Below are 24973 nucleotides of genomic sequence, written 5' to 3' on the forward strand. Positions count from 1 at the left end.
CAGGACGCCGAAGAGCCGGACCCGCAGCATACGGGTCCGGCTCTTCTTTTTGTGGCGGGTCTGCAGGCCCCGCGTCAGCCCTTCACGGAGCCCTGGAGCAGGGCGGCGACGAAGCGACGTTGGAAGATCAGGAAGACCACGAGCGTCGGCGTCATGATGAGCAGCGAGCCGGCGCACAGCAGCGGGATGTCGGTGCCGAAGCGGCCCTGGAAGGCCCCGAGGGCGCCGGCCATGGTGCGCTTGGCCGGGTCGTCGACCAGCACGATGGCGAGCAGGAACTGGTTCCACGTCCAGAGGAAGAGCAGGATCGCGAGCGACGAGAGCGCCGGCATGGCGATCGGCACGTGCACCCGCCAGAACAGCTGCCACGTCGTCGCCCCGTCGATGCGCGCGGCCTCCGAGAGGTCGTCCGGCATACCGACGAAGAAGGCCCGCATCCAGAGCACCGAGAACGGCATGAAGAGGCCGATGAGCGGCAGGATGATGGCCCACCGCGTGTTGAGCAGGCCCATGTCCCGGATCTGGAAGTAGAGCGGCGTCAGGATCCCCTCGAACGGCAGCGTGAGGCCGACGACGAAGAGCAGGAATCCTGCGCGATGGCCCGGCATCCGGAGGTGGCCGAAGGCGAAGCCGGCCATCGTGCCGAGCACGAGGGAGGCGGGCACGACCCCGACGACGATGAGGGCGCTCGAGAGCAGCAGCGCCGGCATGTTCGCCGCCGTGAAGGCGTCGGCGAAGTTGCCCCACTGGGGATCGGCCGGCCACGAGATGCCCTCGGGGTAGGTGCCCGACGGGTGCAGGGCCGTGACGAGCAGGCTGAGGAAGGGGACGATCGTGACGGCCATGAGCACCACGAGCAGGGCGCGGCCGAGCAGCACCTCCCGGCGCGAGACGCGCATCAGTCACGCTCCTTGGTGAGCCACTGGATGGGCAGGACGGCGAGGAGGACGAGGACCATGAGGGCGACGCCGAGCGCCGACGCCTGCCCGACCTCGCGCTCGAAGAACGCCTGGTAGTAGATCTCGAGGCCGGGAACCATCGTCGCGTTGCCCGGGCCGCCCTGCGTCGAGATGTAGATGATGTCGAAGCTGGCGAGCGCGGCGATGACCGTCACGGTGACGCACACCCCGATCTCCTGGCGCAGCGAGGGCAGCGTGATGGAGATGAACTCGCGCCACGGCCCGGCGCCGTCGAGCCGCGCGGCCTCGTAGAGCGCGGGGTCGATCTGGCTCATACCGGCCAGCAGCAGCAGCGTGACGAGCCCGAGCAGCACCCACGCCCCGATGACGCCGACGGCCGGCAGGGCGGTGTCGAAGTCGCCGAGCCAGGCCCGCGTGAGCCGCTCGAGCCCGATGCCCTTGAGCACCTGGTTGACGAGACCCGTGCTCGAGAAGAGCCACGTCCAGATGATGCCCGCGGCCACGAGCGGAATGACCTGCGGCAGGAAGAGCACCGTGCGCGACACGGCGGCGAAGCGCGAGGCCGCGATCTGCCGGATCGTCGCTGCGATGCCGAGCCCCAGCACCACCGGGACGAGGCTGAAGAAGACGATGAGCTCGAACGCGTTGACGATGGCGCCGAAGAGGTCGGGGTCGGTGAAGAGCCGCACGTAGTTCTCGCCACCGACGAACGTGGAGGCGCCGATGCCGTTCCAGTCGAAGAAGGAGTACTGAACCGACAGCACCATCGGGCGCAGCACGAACACGCCGTAGAACGTGAGCGCCGGCAGCACGAAGAGCCAGCCCTGCCAGCCCCGGAGGGCGCGGCGTCGAGGACGCCGCTCCCCCCGGGACGCGAGCGGCCGGGCACTCGTGACCGCGTCGTCGGGCCTGGCCGGGTCCACGGGACTCAGTTCCGGACCTGGGTCTCGTAGTCCTTCTGGACGGTGCTGAGCAGGCCCTCGGGCGTCTGCTGGCGACCGACCATCTTCTGCAGGTTGGGCGTCCACGACTTGGCGTAGATCGCGCCGGTGGCGTTGGCGATGAAGTCCATCGACCCGTTGTCCTTGCCGACCTTGGCGCCGGCCTCGAGGGTCGCCGCCGTGACGGTGCCCTCCTTGACCGCAGGCATGTATGCGTCGGCCGGACCCATCGGGTGCGAGCCGCCGACGGTCACGCCGATCTCACGCGCCTTCTGGTTCGTCGCCGCCCAGTTGAGGAAGAACGCGGCGCAGTCGGCGTTCGCGGCGCGCGCGCTGATGCCGAAGGTCAGCGGGGCCGACATCGCGGCCTGCTTGCCGCCGGCGGTCGCCGGGGGCATCAGGAAGAAGCCCGCCTTGCCGGCCATCTGCTTGTCGAGGTTGCCCGACTCCCAGTCGCCGTCGAAGATGAACAGCGCCTTGCCGCCGATGAAGCGGCTCATCATGGCCGCGTAGTCCTGGGAGTTGATGTCGTCGGCGAAGTAGCCGGCGTCGATCCACTTCTGCAGGTGCTGGGCGGCCTTGAGGTTGTTCGGCGTGTCGATGCTCGCGCCCTTCTTCTGGAAGATCCAGTCGTTGATCGGCCCGACCTCGCCGAACGAGGCCATCAGCTGCTGGAGGGGGAACGCCAGACCACCGGTCGCCCCGCCGTTGAACTGGTTGATCGGCACGATGCCCGCGGCCTTGGCCTTCGCCAGGGCCGAGTCGAGCTCGTCGAGCGTCGTTGGCGGCTGGGTCATGCCGATCTTCGCGGCGAGGTCCTTGTTGTAGAAGACCCCGGTCAGGCTGAAGTTGAGGCCTTGGGCGTAGAGCGGTCCGGAGCCGCGCGAGCCGTCCTCGGCCACGCGCATCTGGGCCAGCTGCGACTCGGGCCACTGGTCCCAGCCGAAGGCCGTGGCGTAGGGGTCGAGGTTCTTGAGCAGTCCCTCCTTCGCCAGCTCGGAGACCTGCGGCAGGCGCATGAGGTCCGGCGGGTCGTCGGCCAGCACGCGGGGCGCGTTCTGGGTGATGACGGCGAACTGGTCCTCGCGGATGTCGAAGGTGACGTTGGGGAACTGCTTCGTGAACTCCGTCGACAGCTCCTTGGGCAGCGGGAAGCCCGTCTCGAAGTAGCCCTTGAGCTTGACGGGCTGGTCGCCGCACGTGGGCGGCGACGACAGGGTGCCCGTGGCCGCCGGGGCGGCGTTCTCGGTCGAGCTGCCCGGGGCGCTGCACCCGGCGGCGAGCAGCCCTGCGACGGATGCCGCGACGACCAGCGCGGTCCGGCCCGGACTGCGACGGGTGGGGATGTTTGGCACGTCGGTCTCCTCCTCGAAAGTGACGTTCTGGCGGCGGCGCCACCGGTTGCCGGTCGTCGTCCGACCGTGGGTCCTACGTGGTGCGGTTGTCGGCGGGCACAGGGTCACCCGTCCGGTCGGCACGGTTGGGGGCGGCGGACGCCGCGCGGGATCCCCCGTGCACGGCACGCAGGGCGTCGTGCACCCGCGCCTGCCAGGCGCGGGCGGGCTCCCACTCGGCCGTCAGCACGATGCTGCCGTGCACCATGCCGGGCGCGCGCACGTGGGTGGCCGGCACCCCGGCCTCCTGCAGGCGCTCGGCATAGCGGGCGCCGTCGTCCCTCAGCGGGTCGAGCTCGGCCGTCAGCACGAGCGCCTCCGGCAGCCCGGAGAGGTCGTCGGCGAGCAGGGGCGAGGCGAGCGGGTCGGTGGCCTGCGCGGGGTCGCTGAGGTACTGCTCGGCGCACATCGCCATCTCCGCCGCGGTGAGCCCGTAGTCGTCGGGCACCCCCGAGGCGTGCAGGGTCGCGAGCGTCAGGTCGAGCAGCGGCACCTCGAGCACCTGCAGGTCGATGGCGGGGCCGCTGCGGTCGCGGGCGGCCAGGGCGAGGGCCGCGGCCAGGGTGCCGCCGGCGGACACGCCGCCCACCGACACGGCGTCGCTGTCGACCCCGAAGGCGGATGCGTTCTCGGCCACCCAGCACAGCGCGGCGTAGCCGTCCTCGACGGCCGCCGGGAAGGGGTGCTCGGGCGCGTGGCGGTACTCGACGGAGACGACGACGCAGCCCGTCGCCGCCCGCTCCCGGCAGGTCGCATCGACGACGTCCTCGTCTACCGAGCCGAGCCAGAAGCCCCCACCGTGGAGGAAGACGTGCACGCCGTGACGCGAAGCCGGCCCGGCGTCGTAGACCCGCAGGCGCAGGGGCGTGGTGGGGCCGTCGGTGCCGTTCGGGCCGGCCGGCCCGTCGATCTTGACGTCGCGCACGGCGACCCCGCGGGGGCCCGGCGTCGTCCACCGGGCCGCGAGCTCGTCGGAGGCCGCGAGGATGGCCCGGCGGCGCCGGGGCAGGGGGTCGTCGGGAGAGCCCGAGTCGGGCTTCGTCGCGAGGAACTCGCGCACGGCGTCGTCCATCCGGTCGATCCTCCCTACCGCGGACGTCGGCGTCCGGTGGCGGCAGGTGCCAGCCAAGTCGACGCACCGGCCCCTGTCAAGGGTTTTTGTAAAGCACTTTACTACCGGGGCCCAAGCGGATGTCCCGAGCCGTGACCGGCGCCCGAGGCCGTCCTCAGGTGGTCGAGCGGACGACGAGCTCGAGGTCGAGCACGACGGTGGTCCGGTCCCCGGCCACGCCCCGGTGCACCATCTCGAAGGCGACGCGCCCCGAACGCTCGAAGGGCTGGCGCACCGTCGTGAGGTCAGCGGCGACGGCGGCCTCCCCGTCGTCGCACCCCATCACCGCGACGTCGTCCGGCACCCTCAGCCCGAGGTCCCGGGCCGCGAGCACCACGCCGACGGCCAGCAGGTCGTGGTGGGCCATGACCGCGCTCGGTCGGTCGGCCCCCTCGAGCATCCGGCCGGCCTCGGCCCGCGCCTGCGCCACTGAGTTGCCGGAGTGGAGCACCTCCACGGTGGCCCCGGCACGCTCGGCCACCTCACGGAAGCCGGCCAGCCGCTTCACGGCTTGGGACTCGTAGTCCGAGACCTGTCGCTCGAGCAGGTAGCCGAGCCGGCGGTGCCCGCGCTCCACGAGGTGCGCGGCCGCGATCCGGCCGCCCTCGACGTCGTCGGAGACGATCCGGCTGAAGCGGTCACTACCCGCGTCCAGCGCGACGGTCGGCAGGCCCCGGTGGTGCAGCCGCTCGGCGATCGACCCCTCGATCTCGAGACCCATGACGATGAGGCCGTCGAGGCGCCCGTGGATCGGCATCCCGGCAAGCACGGGCGAGCTGGCCACCGCTGCGGACTCGTGGTCGTAGACGACGATGTCGACGCCCTTCTCGGAGGCGGCGTCGAGCACCCCCGCGAGCCGGCGCAGGTAGGAGCCGTAGGAGGTGAACGGCGCCATCACCCCGACCCTGTGGGTACGGCGGCGGGCCAAGGCGACCGCACGCTCGCTCGGCACGTAGCCGAGCTCGTCGGCGACGGTGAGCACGCGGGCCAGCGTCTCGGCGTTGACCCGCTCCGGCTTGTTGAGCGCGTTCGAGACCGTCGAGATGCTGACGTTGGCCGCCGAGGCGACGGCATAGATCGTGACTCGCTCCATGAGCACCTTCCTCGGCGTTGCTCTGCGCTGGGCATTCTCGCACCCGCGGTCGCCCCCTGTGCACCGCCACAGCGCCCACCCTCGTCCGGGGACGCGTCCAACGAGGTCCACGATGGGTCTCGCGCCGGTGGGGACCGGTGTCCGGCCGCCTGATCCGGGTTCGGTCCCCCGACCTGTCGACGGACCGGCGCCGGATCGACGGACCCGGGCCACACCCCCCGACCGGAGGGTGGGCATCGGGGGAATGAATGCCGGTGGGTGGCGTTGTCTCCCGATGTCCCTGCGAGCACTGGAGAATCGTGTCGACCTCGTCAAACCTCGGGTTCCGGTCCGACCGCGGCCCCATCCTCATCGCGCTGATGCTGGCGACGTCGCTCATCGCGCTCGACTCGACGATCCTCGCGACCGCCGTCCCCTCCATCGTCGACGACCTCGGCGGCCTCGGGCAGTTCCCGTGGCTGTTCTCCGTCTACCTGCTCGCGCAGGCCGTCTCGGTGCCGGTCTACGCCAAGGTGGCCGACACGTTCGGTCGCAAGCCGGTCATCCTCTTCGGCATCGGCCTCTTCCTGCTCGGCAGCATCCTCTGCGGCCTCGCGTGGAACATGGGCTCGCTCATCGTCATGCGCGCCGTCCAGGGCCTCGGCGCGGGCGCGGTGCTGCCGCTCACGACGACGATCGCCGCCGACATCTACACGGTGGCCGAGCGGGCCAAGACCCAGGGCTACATCGCGAGCGTGTGGGCCGTCTCGTCGGTCGTCGGCCCCACGCTCGGCGGCGTCTTCTCCCAGTTCGCCTCGTGGCGCTGGATCTTCTTCGTCAACATCCCGTTCTGCCTCCTGGCCGGCGCGATGCTGTGGCGCAACTACGACGAGTCCGTCGAGCGTCGTCGGCACCGCATCGACTACGCCGGGGCGGGGCTGCTGACGGTGGCGCTGACCCTGCTCATCCTGGCCGTGCTCGAGGGCGGTCAGGCGTGGGACTGGAGCTCGTGGCAGAGCATCGGCGCGTTCGTCGTCGGCGGTCTGCTGCTCGTCGTCTTCGGCCTCGTCGAGCGCCGGGCGGCCGAGCCGGTGCTGCCGCTCGAGACCCTGACCCGCCGCCTCGTCGTCGCCACCTGCCTCATCGGCATCGGCATCGGCGCGGTGCTCGTCGGCCTCACCTCCTACGTGCCGACCTTCCTCGAGCGCTCGACCGGCGCCACCCCGATCGTGGCCGGGCTGGCCGTCGCCGCCCTCACCATCGGCTGGCCGATCTCCGCGTCGCAGTCGGGCCGGCTCTACATGCGCGTCGGCTTCCGGCCCACGGCGCTCCTCGGTCTCGTGGTCGCCACGATCGGTGCGCTCGCGCTCTGGCTCACGTCGTCGACGCCCGGCGTGTGGGCGACGGCCGGCTCGTGCCTCGTCGTGGGCCTCGGGCTCGGCCTGGTGGCCACTCCGACCCTCATCGCCGCCCAGGCGTCGGTGCCGTGGAACGAGCGCGCCGTCGTGACGGGCACGAACATGTTCATGCGCTCGATCGGCAGCGCGGTGGGCGTCGCCATCTTCGGCGCCATCGCCAACGCGATCATCGCCTCCCGGGGCGGTGACGGCTCGGCCGACGCGGTGCAGGCGGGATCGACGGGCGTCTTCCTCGCCGTGCTCGTCGCTGCGGGCGTCAGCATCCTCGCCGGGCTGCTCATGCCGCACACGCGCGCCGAGGACGTCGAGCACGGCGGCTCCGGCGACCGCGTCGACGCCGTGCCGCAGGGGGCCGGCGAACCGGAGCGGGCGGCGGGCTGAGCCAGAGGTCGCGCCGCACCGGTCCGGCCGACGCGCCCACCGCACGAACCGGTGGGCGGGTCGGAGCCTGGGCCGGAGGTGTGGGTCAGCTGTAGAAGTCGACCGTCTTCGTCTTGTACGTCGACCCGCCGAGCCGGTCGAAGCTGAGCAGGCTCTTGATGACGGCGCGGTAGTGCGTGTCCTCGTAGGCCCGTGCGAGGCTCGCGCAGTCGCGGCCCGGGGTGTCGACGTCGGCCAGCCGCACGACCGGTCCGCGCGAGGAGTCGTAGGGCGTCAGGGTCACCGAGACGACCGCTCGGTCGCGGATGTCCACCTCGTCGGCGTGCACGCAGAACCGGTCCGCGCCGTCGTCGTAGGAGTACGAGCCCTGGTAGATGCGCCCGCTGAACGAGTTGGCGCTGGCGGGCGAGGCCGCGAGCGGCAGGGCGAGCGCGGCCGCCGCCACGGCGGCCGCGACGCTGACGGTGCGGGTGCAGGTGCGGGTGCGGGTGCGGGCGCGGCGCCCGGTGGTGCGTGCTGACATGGTCGACCTTCCCCTGGTGGTGCGCGTCACCCTAGTCCTCGCCGCGCCCGAGATGTCCCGGACGACCCGGCCTCTTGACGGGGCGGCATCCGGCGGCCTGAACCCTCGACACGACCGAGCCCGACGACCGTGGTTCGGGTACGGACCGACCGACAGCACGACCGACCCGCACGACGAGGAGAACGCCATGAGCGAGCACGACGGCACCGCCAAGGTGGCCGAGCTGATCAAGGACATCCGCATCGCGATGCTGACCCACACGGACGGCAACGGCGCCCTCGTCAGCCACCCGATGGCGACCCAGGAGGTGGAGTTCGACGGCGACGTGCTCTTCATCGCCGAGCGCGACAGCCACAAGGCCCGCGACATCGCCGCGCAGTCCCCCGCGCGCGTCAACGTGGCCTACAGCAGCTCGAGCTCGTGGGTCTCGCTGTCGGGCACGGCCACCATCGTCGACGACGAGGCCAAGCTGGCCGAGCTGTGGAACACCTTCACCGGCGCCTGGCTCGAGGGCGGCCCGGAGAACCCGAACAACATCCTCATCAAGGTGAGCGCCGACTCCGCGGAGTACTGGGACTCCCCCGGCGCCAAGGTCACCCAGATCGCCAACTTCATCAAGGCGAAGGTGACCGGCGAGCGCATGGAGGGCGACAACGAGGTCGTCGACCTCTGAGCAGTCCCCACGCTCGTCACGAGCACGTATGCGGCCGGGTTCCCCACTCCCCGTGGGCAACCCGGCCGTCGTGCTGAGCGACGAGCCCGTCCGGCGGGGTCAGGCGGCACCCTTGACGAGGCGCATGACCGCGCGCTCCAGGGCGTCGCGGTCACGCACGCGCACGATCTCACCGAGCTCGAGACGTGCTCGGTCGGCCTTCGTCAGGCGGTTCAGGCTGCGGGCGATGGTGCGCCCGACCGCGTACTCGTCGAGGACGCGCGGGTCCACGTAGGACCGACGGGCCACGGCAGGGGTGTTGCCGAGGTGCTCGGACACGACCTTCATCGCGTCCTTCTCGGCTCGCTTCAGCTCACGCTCGGAGTCGACGGGGCCGGTGCGCGCCAGCGTCACGGCCGCGGTCACGGTGGCCGCCCAGGTGCGCAGGTCCTTGACGGTGTACTCCTCGCCGACGAGCTCCTTGAACGCCACGTTGAGGTCGCTCGAGTGCAGCTCGTGCCACCCGTTCGTGTCACGGTAGGCGAGGAGGCGCTCGCCCGGATAGCCACTTCGCTTGAGCGACAGCACGATCCGCGCGAGCAGCTGGTCGGTCATGACCGCCTCGCGCGTCACCCCCGACTTGGCGGGGAACTCGAACGTCACGTCCTCGCCGCTCACGGTGACGTGCGACCGCAGCAGGGTCGCGACGCCGTGCGAACCGTGCTCGGCCTCGTACTCCTCCCCACCGCTGCGGAAGAGGCCGGCGTCGAGCATGCGCAACCCCGCCGCCGTGACCCGCTTGCGCGTCAGGCCGTTGGTACGCAGGTCGGCCGCCACCTGCTTGCGCGCCGCCGGGAGCTTGCGGGCCAGCACGAGCACCCGGTCGTGCTTCTCGCGGCCCCGTGCCTCGTGCCACGCGTCGTGGTAGAGGTACTGGCGGCGCCCGGCGTCGTCGGTGCCGACGGCCTGGATGTGCCCGTTCGGGTGCGGGCTGATCCAGACGTCCTGCCAGGCCGGCGGGATGACGAGGGCGGTGATGCGCTCCCTCGTCTCCGCGTCGACCCGCTGGCCGTCGGCGTCGACGTAGCCGAAGCCACTGCCGCGCCGGACGCGTCGGATGCCGGACTTGTCGAGAGCACTGCGCCGAAGTCTCACATCCAGCAATTACCCCCTGGGGGTGCCCGACCAACCGGCGCGTGCCCCGCTCAGTCCGTCGGTTCCTCGTCCGAGTGCACCCCGGCGACCTCGGACGACGCGTCGGTGGACTCCCGCGACGACGCCTCCTTGTCGGGCCCGTCGGGGCTCGCGACCGGCACGAGGTCGGGCACCCGGACCTCGGGCTGACCCGGCGACGGAGGCGGGTCGGGGGTGACGGGTGGGAAGACCGAGCCGTCGCTCTGGAGGTGGGATTCGTGAGGGGTCACGTCTGTCATCGCCTATCGCCCCGAGCAAGTTGGTGACACTGGTCCTCCGACCATACCCACGGTCCCGGCGGATGAACCCGCCTGCACCGCACCGGCCACCGCCCGCACCCTGGAGCCCTCCGCGTCTGCGCCCTCCGCGCAGTCCTGGCCCTGTGGGCACTCGACGGGCGTCCGGTGCCCACCCGACGGACGCGTCGGGTGGGCACCCCGCACGTGCGACTCGATGGACCTGCCGTCAGCGGTGGCGGGTGAGGACGCCGACCCGGCCCTGCTCCCCGGAGGCCCAGCACGCGCCGTCGTGCGTGCACTCGACCGCGTCGAAGCTGCCCGTGTCGAAGGTCGACCACGAGCGGCCGCCGTCGGTCGAGACGTCCGAGCCCGTCGGTCCGACCGCGAGGACCGTGGAGCGGGTGTGGGCCACCCACGCCGACCCCGACCGGTAGCCCGACGGGTTGGTGCGCGACTTGGTCCACGTGCGCCCGCCGTCCGCGGTCCACGCCGCGTTGTCGACGGCGCCGGTCGGCGTCTCGAAGTCGCCACCGACGATGACGCCGCGGCGCGCGTCGCGGAACGCCACCGAGAAGATGCCGGCGGAGGCCCCGCCCGCCACCGGACTGTCGGCCACGGTCCACGTGCGTCCACGGTTCGTCGAGGTGAAGACCCGTGCCGGGTCGACCCCGCCGCTCACGAGGTAGGTCCGGTCTCCCTGCCCTGCCGCGAGGCACGTGCCCGACGCGGCGAAGGCGAACTCCCCCGCCTGCGCGGCCGGCATCCCCGCGGGGTCGACGAGACGCCACGAGCGGCCCCCGTCCGAGGTCTCGACGAGACGGAACTTCCCGTCGACCGGGTCGCTGAGCGCCAGCCCCTTGCGCGGCGAGCTGAACGCCATGCAGTCGTAGAAGGCCGCCGGGTCGGTGTTGCGGAACGACTCCGTCCAGCTCGCTCCGCCGTCACGGGTGACGAGGATCCGCGAGTCCTCACCCTCGCCGATCGACAGGATCACGGCGTGCCGGGAGTCGAAGGCCTCGATGTCGCGGAACTGCAGGGCCTCCGTGCCCAGGCCCTGCGGGCTGACGTCGCGCCAGCTGCGCCCGCCGTCGGTCGTGCGCAGGACCGTGCCGTCGGTGCCGCTGACCCACGCGACCTTCCGGGAGACGGGCGCGAGGCCGCGGAAGCGCGCCGTCGTGTCGGTGGGCGTGATGCGCCAGGCGTACGCCGTCGGGTGGTGGTGACCGTGGACGTGACCGTGGTCGTGCCCGTCGCTGCCACGGGTGGGGGTGGCGGCATACCCGGCGGTGGAGGAGGCCAGCAGTGCGGCCGTGGCCGCGACGACGAGGACGCTTCGCGTGGGAGTTCTCATACCTCGCGAACCTAGCCCTGCCGACGCCGCGCGGGCAGGTTCACGAGCGCCCGGTTCTCGCGGCCCCGGCCGACGCGGCTGCCCGCACCGGCCGGGCCCGGAGGCCGGGTGCGTCAGCGCCCGGTGCCGCCGTAGACGATGGCCTCGTCGGCCGAGTCGAGCCCGAACGCGGTGTGCACCGCGCGGACGGCGTCGTCGAGCTGCTCGGCACGCGTCACCGCCGAGACGCGGATCTCGGAGGTCGAGATCATCTCGATGTTGATGCCGGCCTCGGCGAGCGCCCCGAAGAACTTCGCGGAGACGCCGGGGTGGCTCTTCATGCCCGCCCCGACGAGGGCGATCTTGCCGATCTTGTCGTCGAGGCGCAGGTCGGCGTAGTCGACCTCGTGCCTGATCGACTGGAGCACCTGCATGCCGCGGGCGCCGTCGGCCTGCGGGAGGGTGAAGGAGATGTCGGTCTTCGCCGTCTCGGCGGCCGACACGTTCTGCACGATCATGTCGATGTTGATGCCCGACTCCGCGATGGCGCCGAAGATCTTGGCGGCCACCCCGACGCGGTCCGGCACACCGACGATGGTGATCTTGGCCTCGCTGCGGTCGTGGGCGATGCCGGCGATGATCGGAGCTTCCACAGCGCCTTCTCCTTCGTAGGGGTTGTCCTTGATCCACGTGCCGGCCCTCTGCGACCACGACGATCGCACGTGGATGGGGATGCCGTAGCGGCGCGCGTACTCGACGCAGCGCAGGTGCAGGATCTTGCTGCCGTTGGCCGCGAGGTCGAGCATCTCCTCCATCGAGAGGACGTCGAGCTTGCGCGCGCTCGGCAGCACGCGGGGGTCGGCGGTGAAGACGCCGTCGACGTCGGTGTAGATCTCGCAGACGTCGGCCTCGAGGGCGGCCGCGAGCGCGACGGCGGTCGTGTCGGAGCCGCCGCGGCCGAGGGTGGTGATGTCCTTCGTCGTCTGGCTGACGCCCTGGAAGCCCGCGACGATGGCGATGTGACCGGCGGCGAGGGCGCTCTGGATGCGCCCCGGGGTGACGTCGATGATGCGGGCCGCACCGTGGGCGTCGTCGGTGATGACGCCGGCCTGGCTGCCGGTGAACGAGCGGGCCTCGGCCCCGAGCTGGGCGATCGCCATCGCCACGAGGGCCATCGAGATGCGCTCGCCCGAGGTGAGGAGCATGTCGAGCTCGCGCGCGGGCGGCGCGGGCGTCACCTGCTCGGCGAGGTCCATCAGCTCGTCCGTCGTGTCGCCCATGGCCGAGACGACGACGCACACGGAGTGGCCGGCGCGCTGGGTCTCCACGATCCGGCGGGCCACGCGCTTGATGGCCTCCGCGTCGGACACGGACGAACCGCCGTACTTCTGGACGACGATGCTCACACTGGCTCCGGATCTCCTCGGGGGCTGCGGTGCCCCGAGTCTAGGCTCGCGCCCTGGGCGTCCACCGGGACGTCACGATGGTGAGACGTCCGCGCCGTCGGCCGCGCGACCGGACGATCTCGCGCCGGTCAGGGGTGCAGCGCGTCGAACTCCGCCTCGCCGACGACCTCGTCGTCGGCGTCGAGGCGCAGGTGGGCGAGGATCGAGTGCAGCGCGCGGAGCGCCATCATGGCGCGGTCACCCCAGTGGGCGAGGTAGCCGAACTGCCACCACCAGAGGGCCTCGACGCGACGGCCCTCGGCGTAGTGCTTGAGCCCGTGGCTGAGCGAGACGGCGACGTCGACGAGGTCGTTCGTGATCGAGCCGTCGGCACGGTCGGACGACGTGATCGGGTCGATGACGTAGACGTAGTCGTCGATGCCGGCGAAGACGTTCGCGAGCCCCGTGCGCAGCGGGTCGGCGTCGTCGTCGGCGGCGTCGGGCTCGAACCGCTCCTCCGGAACGACGTCCTGGATCGCGCCGAGCCGCGCCCCCGCGACGAGCACCTGCGAGAGCGCGAGCGTGAGGATCGGCAGCGCCGTCTCGGGCGAGCTGCCCGAGGCGACCTCGGTCACGGAGGTGAGGAACGCGCTCGCCTCCGCCGCCGTGAGGTCGGCGAGCCCGGAGAGGTCGTCGATCTCGGACGCGACGTCGGCGGTCACCTGCTCGTCAGTCATGCCCCCAGCATGCCGTATGCCGTGCCGCCGGGTCGCGGGCCGGTCGTGCCCTCGCTCATGGCGTCGCTCGTGCAGTCGACCGTGGCCGACCGTGGCCGACCGTGGCCGGCCGTGACCCCGGTCGGCTCAGGCGTCGACGCGGCGCCGGCCCTCGAACGCCCGCCCGAGGGTCACCTCGTCGGCATACTCGAGGTCGCCGCCGACGGGCAGGCCGGACGCGAGTCGGGTCACGGTGAGACCCACGTCGCGCAGCAGGCGGCTGAGGTAGGTCGCCGTCGCCTCGCCCTCGAGGTTGGGGTCGGTCGCGATGATGACCTCGGTCACCTCGCCCGAGGCGAGGCGGGTCATCAGCTCGCGCACGCGCAGGTCGTCGGGGCCGACGCCGTCGATGGGGCTGATCGCCCCGCCGAGCACGTGGTAGGTGCCGCGGAACTCCCGGGTGCGCTCGATGGCGACGACGTCCTTGGGCTCCTCGACGACGCAGATCGCCGTGTGGTCGCGGCGCGGGTCGGCGCAGATGCGGCACTTCTCGGCCTCGGAGACGTTGCCGCACTCGTCGCAGAAGCGCACCCGGGCCTTGACCTCGGTCAGCGCCGAGACGAGCCGCGTCACGTCCTCCGAGTCGGCCTGCAGCAGGTGGAAGGCGATGCGCTGGGCACTCTTGGGGCCGACCCCGGGGAGTCGCCCGAGCTCGTCGATGAGGTCCTGGACCGCGCCTTCGTACACACCGCAACCCTAAGCCTCGCGAGGCCGTGCCGCGGACCGCCGCTCCGGCCCGGAGGGCCCGCCCGGGGCGGACGCCCTCCGGTGGTGCGCGGGAGGCCTCAGTCGGGAAGTGCCGCCGACCACCGCTCCTCGATGCGCCCGAAGCGCCACACCGCGAGCGCCACGAGCCAGGTCACGACGAAGAGCCCGACGATCCAGAAGCCGACCTGCCCGAGGTCGATCGAGGCCGCCCACCCGAGCGGTCCGGACGTGACGTCGAGCTTCTCGGCCAGCAGCCCGCCCAGCTCGATGACGCCGATGACGAGCGCCACGGCCACCGACAGCGACGTGACGGTGAGGTTGTAGTAGATCTTGCGCACCGGCTTGCTGAACGCCCACCCGTAGGCGAAGTTCATGAACGAGCCGTCGATGCTGTCGAGGAGCGACATGCCGGCGGCGAAGAGCACGGGGAGGGTGAGCACGGCGTACCAGGGCAGGGCCGCCGCGGCGGCGCCACCGGCGATGACGAGCAGCCCCACCTCGGTCACCGTGTCGAAGCCGAGGCCGAAGAGCAGTCCCACGGGATACATGTGCCACGACTTCGTCACGGCCCGGGTGACCCGCCCGAGCACGCGGTTGAGCAGACCGCGCCTGTCGAGCTGCCGCTCGAGCTCCGCCTCGTCGTAGTGGCCGGCGCGCATGCGGCGCAGCACCTTGAGGATGCCGACGAGCGCGACGAGGTTGATGAGGCCGATGAGGACGAGGAAGACACCCGAGACGCTCGTGCCCCACACCCCGGTGACCTGCTGCAGGGTGGAGCCGTCGTCCTCGATCGCACCGGCGAGCGCCCGGACGCCGAAGGCGAGCACCGCGACCATGATGAAGACGACCGACGAGTGGCCGAGGCTGAACCAGAAGCCGACGCTCATCGGGCGCTGCCCCTCGCTCATCAGCTTGCGCGTCGTGTTGTCGATGGCGGCGATGTGGTCGGCGTCGAACGCGTGGCGCATGCCGAGCGTGTAGGCCGTGACGCCGAGGCCGACCCCGAAGAGCTGCCCCGCGACCCGGTACTCGTGGGGTGCGACGACGCCGACGAGCAGACCCCAGCCGACGACGTGGAGCAGGAGCACGAAGCCGGCCATGCCGAGGAGGCTGCGACGCTCACCACGGCTCAGGCGTTGGAGCAGGGTGGGGCGGGTCCTCGTGGGTGTCAGCGTCACGGGCCCACGCTAGATGCGACTGGGTCGCATCTGCAACGGGGCGAGTCAGACGCCTGGTTCGGCGCTCGGCACCTCGTTGTAGGCGTCGACGCGCTCCTGCCCGCTCAGCTCCGCGATCGCGGCCATGACGCGGTCGGTGAGGAGGCGACGGGCCTTGCCCGCGGGCATGCCGGCATACTCCTCGACGCCGATCGGCGCGCCGAAGCGCACGGTCACCTTGGCCAGCTTGGGGAAGCGCGCGCCGACGGGCTGGATGTCCTCGGTGCCGATGAGCCCGACCGGCACCACGGGCACCTGCGCGGTGAGCGCGAGCCACGCCACCCCGGTGCGACCGCGGTAGAGCCGTCCGTCGCGCGATCGGGTGCCCTCGGGGTAGATGCCGAACGCGTCGCCGTCGCGGAGCAGCTCGAGCGCGGTGTCGAGGCTCTCCTGCGCGGCCGTCGGCGAGTGCCGGTCGACGGGCACCATGCCGACCGCCGTGAAGAAGCCCTTGCGCAGGAAGCCACCGACCCCCTTGCCCGTCCAGTACTCGTCCTTGGCGAGGAACCGCACCTGGCGCGGTGACGCGAGCGGGATGGCGAAGGAGTCGATGAACGACAGGTGGTTGCTCGCGACGATGACGCCGCCCTCCCGGGGGATGTTCTCCTTGCCCTCGATCGTCGGGCGGTACAGCGCATGGGTGATCGGGTAGAGCGCGGACCGCCCGAGGCTGTAGAACATGGCTGACAGCCTAGGGCCCGGGCTCAGGCGTGGGCGCGGACCGCCCAGGCCGACGCGCGCACCTCGAACGGCGCGGGTGGCAGCAGCTGCCGGCAGCGGTCGCGCAGGGCCGCCCGGGCGGGCTCGTCGAGGCCGTGCACGTAGTCGCCGGCCGGGCCGACGCCGAAGGTGTAGGGCTCCCACCACTCCTCGAACGTGTCGTGCCGCACGACCACGGTCAGCAGGGAGTCCTCGAGGAGGACGAGGCCGGCGGCGTCGCAGAACTGGGCGAGCTGCCCCTCGCGGGCGCCCGGCAGGTCGCCCTCGCCGGCGGCCTCGGGGTCGAGCTCGCGCGCCGCCTGCCAGAACGTGTGCAACGGACCGTCGTCCCCCGCGAGGTCCCAGACGCAGGCCGCGACCGTGCCCCCGGGCCGGGTGACCCGGCCCATCTCGCGCAGTCCCCCGACGGGGTCGCGCATGAAGTGCACGACGAGCTGGGCGAGGGTGACGTCGAAGAGGTCGTCCGGGTAGGGCAGGTGCTCGGCCACCCCGGTCTGCACGTCGAGCGTCGGGAAGGCGCGACGCAGGGCGGCGATGAAGTGCGCGGAGGGGTCGACCGCCGACACCCCGTCGACGCCGAGCCGGTCGACGAGCACCCGCGTGAGCGCGCCGGTCCCGCAGCCCACGTCGAGCGCCCGGCCGGTGCGGGCCACGCCCGACCAGTCGGCGAAGCGGGTGGCGAGCGGGCCCGAGTACCGTCCCATGAAACGGTTGTAGGCCTCTGCCGCAACCTCGAAGGTCACGCTGGCACGCTACCGCCGGGCCTCGGGCGCGGGCGCGAAATCGTCGAGATCCCAACCCCGCCCGGGATCCGGCGGGTCAGTCGCCGAGCTCCTGCACGACGCGGCCGCCGAGCACCTTCTCGATGACGGCCCGGCCCACGTCGCCCGACTGCTCGATGTCCTCGTCGTCCGCGCTCACGGCTGAGTCGTCGGTCATCGGGGGCCGCGGCTCTTCGTCGTCGCTGGGCCGGGACCCGGCCGAGCGGGAGCGCGCGGCGGCGAACGACTGGCGCACGGCGCTCGCGCCGCGGACGGCGGAGTGGGTCGGGGCGCTGTCCGCCTGGCCGGGGGCCGACGCTGCCGGGGTGCTGGTCGCGGTCGCGGCGGCCTGCGGGCCGGCCGCGTCAGGCGTCGGCCCGGTCGCCCATTCGGGGGCGGGGCCCGTGGCCGACCCCCAGCCGGCGTTGTCCTCGAGGGAGCGACCGGCGACCGGGCTGAGCCCGGCGTCCGCGAGCGCCGTGGCACCCCGCTGGGCGGCGCCGCCACCGTGTCCCGTCATGGCCGGACCGGCACCGGAGACCGCGTTCGGACCGCTGCCCCGGCCGGAGCCGGAGCCGTGAGAGGCGTTCGGGCCGGTCCCGTCCGCCCCCGAGCCTGACGAGCCCGGCGGGCCCGACGCGCCGGCGGGACCCGACTCGTGCCCTGCCCCGGCGTCGCCCCACGACGGGCGGGCGCCGCCGCCGTCCGACGAAGGGGCCGCCGGGCCGGCCTGCCCGACGCCGTCGGCGGGCATGCCCTTGGTCGGCGGGTCGGGCGGGCCCGGCGGCACCGACCCGGCCGGGGGCGCGACGGGCTGCTGCTGCGAGACCGCCTCGGTGTGCACGCCGTCGACGACGGCGTCCACCCCGAGCTCGTCGATGAGCGCCTGCCGCACGATGTCCGCGTGGTTGCCGGCCCGGAAGGTCTGCGTCAGCCCGGCCGTCGCGATGCCCAGGGTCAGGGTGCGCCCGTCGAACGCCGTGACCTGCGCGTTCTGCGAGACGAAGGTCCAGGTGAGCCGGCGCATGGTGAAGATCCGCCCGAGCACGTTCGGCCAGGCCCGGCGGATCGCGTCGGTGTCCATGCCGCCGGCCGGTGCCGGGGCCTCGCCCGTGGAGGGACCGGTGGAGGCACCCGTGGAGGCGCCCGCGAAGGCACCCTGCGCGGTGTCGGGCCGGGCGTCCGGGCCGGCGTTCGGTCCGGCGTTCCGTCCCGTGCCCGGTCCCGCGGGCTGCCCACCGCCGGACGCCTGCGACTCACCCTCCGGCGCGGCGCCGGAGAGGTGGGTGGCGGTCACACCGGGCTCGTCGACCGCCGAGGGACCGCCGACCGACTCCTTGGGCGCCACGACCGGTGGCGCCCCCACCTCGGCGCGGGCCGCGTCGACGCGACCGGCGTCACCGGGTCCACCGGGTCCGCCCGATCCGCCGGGTGCGGTGGGACCCACTGGACCCGCTGGTGCGGCCGCACCCTCGGTGGCCGGGACGGCCGAGCTGCGCCCGCCACCGCCCATGCCACCGGCCGAGAGGGCCGGACCGTCGCCACGGGTCACACCGCTGGAGGGCGGCGTGTAGTCGGCGACCGTGCGCGCGGGGGCCGAGACGACCGGACCACCGGGGGCGGCAGCGGGCGTGGCGGGCGGGGCCGGAGGTGCGCTCAGCGGCATACCGGCGGGCGGAGCGGCCGGTGCCACGTCACCGCGGGCGGCGCTGGGGACCCCACCGACGTCGAGCCGGCGCTCCAGGCGGTCGAGGCGGGCGGCATACCCCTGCTCCCCGGAGGCGGCGGGCAGCAGGATGCGCGCGCAGATCAGCTCGAGCTGGAGGCGGGGGGCGGTGGCCCCGGTCATCTCGGTGAGCCCGGTGTTGACGATGTCGGCGGCGCGGGAGAGGGCGCCGGGCCCGAACGCGGACTGCTGCACGCGCATCCGCTCGAGCTGGTCCTCGGGCACCCCGCGGAGCACCTGCGCGACGCCCTCGGGCACGGCGGCGACGATGATGAGGTCACGCAGCCGCTCGAGAAGGTCCTCGACGAACCGGCGGGGATCGTGACCCGACTCGATGACCTTGTCGACCTGCCGGAACGTCGCGGCGCCGTCGCCGGCCGCGAGCGCGTCGACGGTGCTGTCGAGCAGCTCCTCGTCGGTGAAGCCGAGCAGCGACACGGCGCCGTCGTAGGTGAGGCCCTCGGGACCCGACCCGGCGATGAGCTGGTCGAGCACCGAGAGCGAGTCGCGCACCGACCCGCCGCCCGCCCGCGTGACGAAGCTGAGCACGCCCGGCTGGGTCGCGACGTGCTCGGACTCGAGGAGGCGCTCCATGTAGCTCGTCAGCTTGGCCGGCGGCACGAGGCGGAACGGGTAGTGGTGCGTGCGCGAGCGGATGGTGCCGATGACCTTCTCCGGCTCGGTCGTCGCGAAGACGAACTTCACGTGCTCCGGCGGCTCCTCGACGATCTTGAGCAGCGCGTTGAAGCCCTGCGGCGTCACCATGTGCGCCTCGTCGATGATGTAGATCTTGAAGCGGCTCTGCGCCGGGCCGTAGCTGGCCCGCTCCCGCAGGTCGCGCGCGTCGTCGACGCCACCGTGGCTCGCCGCGTCGATCTCGATGACGTCGACCGAGCCGGACCCGCCGCGGGCCAGGGCGACGCACGAGTCGCACGTGCCGCACGGGGTGGGGGTCGGGCCCTGCTCGCAGTTGAGGCAGCGCGCGAGGATGCGCGCGCTCGTCGTCTTGCCGCAGCCGCGCGGGCCGCTGAAGAGGTAGGCGTGGTTGACCCGACCCGTGCGCAGCGCCTGCATGAGCGGCTCCGTCACGTGCTCCTGGCCGATGACGTCGGCGAAGCTCTCGGGCCGGTAGCGGCGGTACAGGGCGGTGGCCATGCCCGAAACCCTAACCGTCGGGACCGACGCCGGGAACGCGGCCGAGGGGGGCCGGTGGCGCGGCCCGTGGCCGCGGCCGCAGGGTGGACAGGTTCTGACGGGTCGCCGGGTGAGGGGCGGTTGTCGGCGGGTATGCCTAGGCTCGATGCACCGGCTCGGGGCGCAGGGTGCGCCCGCAGCCGGACGGAGGAGGTCACCCATGCCCGACCCGACCTGGGACGCCGACACGATCGTCGCCCGCTACGACGAGGTGCGCGCCCATACCGAGACGCTCGCCGCCCCGCTCTCGCCCGAGGACCAGACCGTCCAGACGATGCCCGACGTGTCGCCGACGAAGTGGCACCGCGCGCACGTGACGTGGTTCTTCGAGACGTTCGTGCTCGCGCAGCACGAGCCGTCGTTCAAGCCGTTCCAGGACCAGTACTGGTTCCTCTTCAACAGCTACTACGAGGGTGTCGGCCCCCGGTACGCCCGGGCCGAGCGGGGCCACGTCACGCGCCCCGGCGCCCACGACGTCGGCCTCTACCGCGCCGACGTCGACGCGCGCATGCGCGACCTCGTGACGACCCTCGACGGCGGCTCCCTCGAGAAGCTCGCCTCGACGATCGAGCTCGGCTTCCACCACGAGCAGCAGCACCAGGAGCTGCTCCTGATGGACATCAAGCACGTGCTCTCGGTCAACCCCCTCCAGCCCGTGTATGCCGGCACGCCCCTCACGCCGTCCGCACCCGACGCGCTCGGCTGGGTCGACGTCGAGGGCGGCCTCGTGGAGGTGGGGCACCGGGGTGGCGGGTTCGGCTTCGACAACGAGCTGCCGCTCCACCAGCAGTGGCTCGAGCCCTACCGGCTCGCCGACCGGCTCGTGACGAACGGCGAGTGGCTCGACTTCATGGCCGACCGGGGCTACGAGCGCCACGAGCTGTGGCTCTCCGACGGCTGGGGGAAGGTGCGTGACGAGGGGTGGCGCGCCCCCTTCTACTGGCGCGAGGTCGACGGCGTCTGGTTCGAGCACACCCTGAGCGGCACCCGGCCCGTCGACCCGGGGCTGCCCGTCAGCCACGTCAGCCACTACGAGGCCGACGCCTACGCGACGTGGGCCGGCAAGCGGCTGCCCACGGAGGGCGAGTGGGAGCACGCGGTGGTGGCCGACGGCCAGGCCGAGCCGTCGCCCGAGGCCGCCAACCTCGCCGACCGCACCACCTTCCACCCGCGCCCGGCCGGTCCGGCGACCGGCCACCTGCGCCAGGTCTTCGGCGACTGCTGGGAGTGGACCAGCTCGGCCTACCTCGCCTACCCGGGCTACCACCCGCCGGCCGGAGCCATCGGTGAGTACAACGGCAAGTTCATGTCGGGGCAGATGGTCCTGCGCGGCGGGTGCGCGCTGACCCCGCCCGGGCACGCGCGGCTCAGCTACCGCAACTTCTTCCCGCCCGGCTCGCGGTGGGCCCTGAGCGGCGTGCGCCTCGCGGACGGGGGTGCCCGCCGATGAGCCGGCCCGAGCCCGTCGTCACCGTCGCCCTCGACCCCGACTGGGCGGCCGGGGCACTCGTCGCCGACGTGCGCCGTGGCCTGGGGTCGCAGCCACGCACGCTGCCGCCGAAGTGGCTCTACGACGACGCCGGCTCCGACCTCTTCGACCGCATCACGCGGCTGCCGGAGTACTACCCGACCGAGTGCGAGCGGGCGATCCTGCGCGAGCACGCCGACGACATCGTGGCCGCGTGCGACGCCACGACCGTCGTCGAGCTCGGCAGCGGCACGAGCGACAAGACGCGCACCCTGCTCGACGCCTTCGCGGCCGCCGGCAGCCTCGAGCGCTTCGTCCCCGTCGACGTCTCGGAGCAGACCCTGCGCGACGCCGCCGCCATGCTGTCCGAGCGCTACCCGACCGTGCGCGTCGAGGCGCTCGTGGGCGACTTCACCCTGCACCTCGGGCACCTCCCCCGCGGCGGGCGCCGGCTCGTCGCCTTCCTCGGTGGCACGATCGGCAACTTCTACGTCGAGGAGCGCGCGGCCTTCCTCGGCGCGCTGCACGACAGCCTCGAGCCCGGCGACTGGTTCCTGCTCGGCACCGACCTCGTCAAGAGCTCCGACCGGCTGATCGCCGCCTACGACGACGCCGAGGGCGTCACGGCGGCGTTCGTGACGAACTGCCTGCACGTGCTGAACCGCGAGCTCGGCGCCGACTTCGACGTCGAGGCCTTCTCCTACGTGCCGTTCTGGGACCCGCGCCAGGAGCGGATGGACCTGCGCCTGCGGGCCGACATGCCGCACCGCGTCACGATCCCGGGTGCCGACCTCGTCGTCGACCTGGCCCACGGCGAGGAGATCCGGGTGGAGATCTCGACGAAGTTCCGCCCCGAGCGGCTGCGCGACGAGCTCGCGGCCGCGGGCTTCGAGGCGGAGCGCACGTGGACCGACCCCGCCGACGAGTTCGCCCTCACCCTCGCCCGCCGTCTTCCGTAGCGCCCCGGTCGCCTCCTTCGCAACACACCGAGCAAGTCATGACACACCGGGATCGGATGCCGGTGGGTTGTGACCTGCTCGGTGTGTTGCTGGTGCGGGGCCGGATTGGGCGATCCGGCGCGGCGTGGGTGAGACTGGGGCGACTCGAGTACGACACGACGTAGGAGAAACCCGCATGACCCCTCGCGCCCTCTACCGCCGCCTCGCCCTCGCGGAGGTCGTGACGTGGGCCCTGCTCCTGCTCGGCATGGTGCTCAAGTACGGGACGAGGACGACCGACCTGGGCGTGCGCGTCTTCGGCCTCGTGCACGGCGTCGTCTTCATCGCCTTCTGCCTCGTGACGGTGCTGCTCTGGGTCAACCAGCGGTGGAGCGCCCGCGAGGGCGTGCTCGGGCTGCTCAGCGCCGTCCCACCCTTCCTCACCGTGTGGTGGGAGCGCCGCCTCGAGCGCCGGGGCCGGCTCGACGGCGGCTGGCGGCTCGGCCGCGACGGCGAGGCGCCGCGCAACCCCGCCGAGCGGGTCGTCGCCGCACTGCTCGCGCGCCCGCTCGTGGCCGTGGGGGTCGGCGTCGTGGCCGTGCTCGCCCTGACCGGCGTGGCGCTCGTCGTCGGCCCGCCCGTCGGCACGCAGGGCTGAGCCACTCCCGAAGCCGGCGCCTGCGGCGGTCAGCGGGCTCGGAGGCGCACGGCATACGGTGACGTCCGAGAGCTCGACCGGATCGACGAGGCACGACGAGGCACGACGAGGCACGACGAAGGGACGGATGCATGGCTGCGGTCGCGGTGCTGACGGGCGAGGTGCGCGCGGAGGGCGTCGGCAAGACGATCGACGAGACCACCCTGCTGCTGCCCACCGACGTCTCCGCCGACCCCGGCGAGTGCGTCGTGCTGCGCGGGCCGAACGGGTCGGGCAAGACGACGCTGCTGCGGATCATCGGCGGCCTGCTCGCCCCGACCACGGGCACCGCGACGATCGGTGGCCGCGACGCCGACGAGCGCGACCGGGCGGTGCGCGCCGCCGTCGCCGCCCTGCTCGGCGCGCCCACGACGTATCGCGACCTCACCCTCATCGACCACCTCGTCCTCGTCGACTCGACGTGGGGCGGGGAGCCCGCGACCTCCGACGAGCGCGGCCTGGCCCTGCTCGACCGCCTCGGCGTCGCCCACCTCGACGACCGCTTCCCGCACGAGCTCTCCTCCGGCCAGGAGCAGCTCTTCCGCCTCGCCCTGACCTTCGCCCGCCCTGCGAGCGTCGTGCTGCTCGACGAGCCGGAGCAGCGCCTCGACACCGCCAAGCGCCAGGTCGTCGCCGAGCTGCTGCGCGAGCGCACGGCCGCGGGCGCCACCGTCGTCATGGCGTGCCACGACCCCGAGCTCACGGCGAGCCTCGCCACCGGGGTCGTCGACGTCGTGCCCGCCCGGTGACCGGGGCCGCCCGATGAGCCCCCACGCCGAGCCGGACCCCGACGAGCCGAACCTTCACGACGACGTCGCGCTCGTCGAGTACGACGACCACGACCTGCTCGGCCAGGCCGACTGGGTCATCGGCGGCGAGGCCGCGCGCAAGGCACGCCAGCAGGGGCTCTACGCCGGCTACGTCCTCTTCCTCGGCGCCCTCGTCTACGGGCTGCCCATCGTGCAGACGGTGTTCCGCACGACCGATGCCGGCTCGCTCGGTGAGCAGCTGCGCTCGCCCGTCGCCATCGCGCTGCTCGTCGCCTCGGTCGCGGCACTGCTCGGCGCCGTCGTCTTCGCCGGCCGGTTCCGGGGCCCCGTCGTGCCGCCGATGCCGTGGATCGACCTCGTGCTCGCCGCACCGCTCGACCGGGCGCTCGCGCTGCGGCGCTGGTGGCGCTACGCCGCCGTCGGCGGCCTCTTCGTCGGGGCGCTCAGCGGCCTGACGATGGGCGCCGGTCTCGCCTTCGCCCAGCTCGCCGGCATCGGCACGATCGTCGTCACCACCCTCGCAGGCACCGCGCTCGGGGTGCTCACGGTCCGGCTCTGGCTGTGGTCGCAGGTGCGTTCCTGGCCCGGCCCCGACCGCGGCCTCACCCTGCTCTGGCGCGTGCCCGACGCCCTGCGCGAGCTGCACGCCGAGTCGCTCCGGGCGCACTCGGCCAACACCTCGACCGTGGCGGGCTCGGCTCTCACCGGCAACCTCCGCACCGCCCGGCTCGCGCTGGCCCGCCCCGTGCACCACGGCCGCTCGGCCCGCCTGCGCGGCGGCCGTCCCTTCGGGGTGCTCGTCCGCCGGGACGTGCTGGGGCTGCGGCGCACGCCGGGCGCCTTCCTCTCGGGCCTCGGGCTGACCCTGCTCGGTGCCGCGATCGTCACGTGGGCGTTCACCCAGCCGGCCGCCCCGAGCATCGCCGCGACGATCGGCCTGCTGCCGCTCTACCTCGGTTTCGGGGCGTGGGCCGAGGGACTGCGCCTGCAGGCCGACAACGTCGGCACGCCCTCGCTGCTCGGCACGGGCGAGGTCACCGAGGCCGTGGCCCACGTCGTCGTGCCGACGGTCCTCACCGCCCTCGTCCTCGGCGGCTGGCTCGCCGTCGCCGCGACGTCCGGCACGCTCACCGTGACGACCCTCCTGTCGCTGTGGCTCGTGCTCGTGCTCGTCGTGGCCGGCAATGTGCTCGCCGCCTTCCGTGGCTCGCCGACCTTCATGCTGCGACCCCAGGTCGTCGTCGCCTGGTATGCCGTTCCCGCCCTCACCGTCGTCGTCCTCGGCTCGCTCGTGGCGGTGTTCACCAAGTCCGGCAGCTACACGTGGCTCTCGGCCGTCAGCTGGATCGTCTACGCCGTGCTGGCGTGGGCGGTCTCGCGGGTGCGCCGGCTCACCTACGAGCACCGCGCCTGAGCGCTCGGCGTCCCGGTCGCGGCT

The 24973-nt window shown here is 72.9% G+C and carries 23 protein-coding genes; 7 read left to right on the forward strand and 16 right to left on the reverse strand.

Features of this window, described 5'->3' with window-relative positions:
- Window positions 1–74: 74 nt before the first annotated feature.
- The 5 genes from ABT295_RS12670 to ABT295_RS12690 all read right to left on the reverse strand — a co-directional run bounded on the left by ABT295_RS12670 (window position 75) and on the right by ABT295_RS12690 (window position 5459).
- The gene (locus ABT295_RS12670) at window positions 75–899 is read right to left on the reverse strand and encodes a carbohydrate ABC transporter permease (RefSeq protein ID WP_352394776.1); all 825 of its coding nucleotides are present in this window, start codon (window positions 897–899) and stop codon (window positions 75–77) included.
- On the reverse strand, window positions 899–1843 hold the full coding sequence (locus ABT295_RS12675; protein ID WP_502991143.1) for a carbohydrate ABC transporter permease: 945 nt from the start codon (window positions 1841–1843) through the stop codon (window positions 899–901). The genes ABT295_RS12670 and ABT295_RS12675 overlap by 1 nt, the downstream gene beginning before the upstream one ends.
- 5 nt (window positions 1844–1848) lie before the next feature.
- The gene (locus ABT295_RS12680; protein WP_352394777.1) at window positions 1849–3216 is read right to left on the reverse strand and encodes an ABC transporter substrate-binding protein; all 1368 of its coding nucleotides are present in this window, start codon (window positions 3214–3216) and stop codon (window positions 1849–1851) included.
- A 73-nt stretch (window positions 3217–3289) separates the two neighbouring features.
- A complete protein-coding gene (locus ABT295_RS12685) occupies window positions 3290–4327 on the reverse strand; it encodes an alpha/beta hydrolase (RefSeq protein ID WP_352394778.1) in 1038 nt (345 codons plus the stop codon).
- A 154-nt stretch (window positions 4328–4481) separates the two neighbouring features.
- Complete coding sequence (locus ABT295_RS12690; RefSeq protein WP_352394779.1) at window positions 4482–5459, reverse strand: LacI family DNA-binding transcriptional regulator; 978 nt, start codon at window positions 5457–5459, stop codon at window positions 4482–4484.
- A 299-nt stretch (window positions 5460–5758) separates the two neighbouring features.
- On the opposite strand from ABT295_RS12690, the gene ABT295_RS12695 reads away from it, so the two are divergent.
- Window positions 5759–7237, forward strand: coding sequence for an MDR family MFS transporter (locus ABT295_RS12695; protein WP_352394780.1), 1479 nt, complete (start codon window positions 5759–5761; stop codon window positions 7235–7237).
- A gap of 85 nt (window positions 7238–7322) precedes the next feature.
- Here the strand turns inward: ABT295_RS12695 and ABT295_RS12700 are convergent, their stop codons facing one another.
- Complete coding sequence (locus tag ABT295_RS12700) at window positions 7323–7760, reverse strand: hypothetical protein (RefSeq protein ID WP_352394781.1); 438 nt, start codon at window positions 7758–7760, stop codon at window positions 7323–7325.
- A gap of 187 nt (window positions 7761–7947) precedes the next feature.
- Between ABT295_RS12700 and ABT295_RS12705 the strand changes: the two genes are divergently transcribed.
- Entirely contained in the window at window positions 7948–8433 is a 486-nt protein-coding gene (locus ABT295_RS12705; RefSeq protein ID WP_352394782.1) for a pyridoxamine 5'-phosphate oxidase family protein, read from the forward strand.
- A gap of 99 nt (window positions 8434–8532) precedes the next feature.
- Here the strand turns inward: ABT295_RS12705 and ABT295_RS12710 are convergent, their stop codons facing one another.
- From ABT295_RS12710 to ABT295_RS12755, 10 genes are all read right to left on the reverse strand, one after another.
- The gene (locus ABT295_RS12710; RefSeq protein ID WP_352394783.1) at window positions 8533–9567 is read right to left on the reverse strand and encodes a DNA topoisomerase IB; all 1035 of its coding nucleotides are present in this window, start codon (window positions 9565–9567) and stop codon (window positions 8533–8535) included.
- Between the two features lie 50 nt (window positions 9568–9617).
- Window positions 9618–9836 carry a hypothetical protein gene (locus ABT295_RS12715; protein WP_352394784.1) on the reverse strand — a complete coding sequence of 73 codons (219 nt, stop codon included), beginning with the start codon at window positions 9834–9836 and terminating at the stop codon, window positions 9618–9620.
- 235 nt (window positions 9837–10071) lie between these two features.
- Window positions 10072–11196, reverse strand: a complete 1125-nt coding sequence (locus tag ABT295_RS12720) for a WD40/YVTN/BNR-like repeat-containing protein (RefSeq protein ID WP_352394785.1) — start codon at window positions 11194–11196, stop codon at window positions 10072–10074.
- A 113-nt stretch (window positions 11197–11309) separates the two neighbouring features.
- A complete protein-coding gene (locus ABT295_RS12725; RefSeq protein ID WP_345508068.1) occupies window positions 11310–12581 on the reverse strand; it encodes an aspartate kinase in 1272 nt (423 codons plus the stop codon).
- A 128-nt stretch (window positions 12582–12709) separates the two neighbouring features.
- Window positions 12710–13297 carry a DUF5063 domain-containing protein gene (locus tag ABT295_RS12730; protein WP_352394786.1) on the reverse strand — a complete coding sequence of 196 codons (588 nt, stop codon included), beginning with the start codon at window positions 13295–13297 and terminating at the stop codon, window positions 12710–12712.
- A gap of 126 nt (window positions 13298–13423) precedes the next feature.
- Entirely contained in the window at window positions 13424–14023 is a 600-nt protein-coding gene (recR, locus tag ABT295_RS12735) for a recombination mediator RecR (RefSeq protein WP_345508066.1), read from the reverse strand.
- Window positions 14024–14121: 98 nt separating this feature from the next.
- Window positions 14122–15222 (reverse strand): Nickel transporter NicT, encoded by a 1101-nt coding sequence (nicT, locus tag ABT295_RS12740; protein ID WP_352394787.1) that lies wholly within the window; start codon window positions 15220–15222, stop codon window positions 14122–14124.
- Window positions 15223–15267: 45 nt separating this feature from the next.
- Window positions 15268–15942 (reverse strand): lysophospholipid acyltransferase family protein, encoded by a 675-nt coding sequence (locus ABT295_RS12745; RefSeq protein ID WP_352394788.1) that lies wholly within the window; start codon window positions 15940–15942, stop codon window positions 15268–15270.
- Between the two features lie 23 nt (window positions 15943–15965).
- Complete coding sequence (locus ABT295_RS12750) at window positions 15966–16724, reverse strand: class I SAM-dependent methyltransferase (protein WP_352394789.1); 759 nt, start codon at window positions 16722–16724, stop codon at window positions 15966–15968.
- Window positions 16725–16800: 76 nt separating this feature from the next.
- On the reverse strand, window positions 16801–19623 hold the full coding sequence (locus ABT295_RS12755) for a DNA polymerase III subunit gamma and tau (RefSeq protein ID WP_352394790.1): 2823 nt from the start codon (window positions 19621–19623) through the stop codon (window positions 16801–16803).
- 199 nt (window positions 19624–19822) lie between these two features.
- Here ABT295_RS12755 and egtB point away from each other — a divergent pair, with 199 nt between their 5' ends.
- From egtB to ABT295_RS12780, 5 genes are all read left to right on the forward strand, one after another.
- Complete coding sequence (egtB, locus tag ABT295_RS12760; protein WP_352394791.1) at window positions 19823–21112, forward strand: ergothioneine biosynthesis protein EgtB; 1290 nt, start codon at window positions 19823–19825, stop codon at window positions 21110–21112.
- A complete protein-coding gene (egtD, locus tag ABT295_RS12765) occupies window positions 21109–22089 on the forward strand; it encodes an L-histidine N(alpha)-methyltransferase (protein WP_352394792.1) in 981 nt (326 codons plus the stop codon). Before egtB ends, egtD begins: the two co-directional genes overlap by 4 nt.
- Before the next feature lie 175 nt (window positions 22090–22264).
- Window positions 22265–22726, forward strand: a complete 462-nt coding sequence (locus ABT295_RS12770) for a DUF3817 domain-containing protein (protein ID WP_352394793.1) — start codon at window positions 22265–22267, stop codon at window positions 22724–22726.
- Between the two features lie 131 nt (window positions 22727–22857).
- Window positions 22858–23514, forward strand: coding sequence for an ABC transporter ATP-binding protein (locus ABT295_RS12775; RefSeq protein ID WP_352394794.1), 657 nt, complete (start codon window positions 22858–22860; stop codon window positions 23512–23514).
- Between the two features lie 13 nt (window positions 23515–23527).
- On the forward strand, window positions 23528–24949 hold the full coding sequence (locus tag ABT295_RS12780; protein WP_352394795.1) for a hypothetical protein: 1422 nt from the start codon (window positions 23528–23530) through the stop codon (window positions 24947–24949).
- The last annotated feature ends 24 nt before the right edge of the window (window positions 24950–24973 follow it).

This window comes from Terrabacter sp. NPDC000476 (assembly GCF_040300125.1).
Lineage (GTDB): Bacteria > Actinomycetota > Actinomycetes > Actinomycetales > Dermatophilaceae > Terrabacter.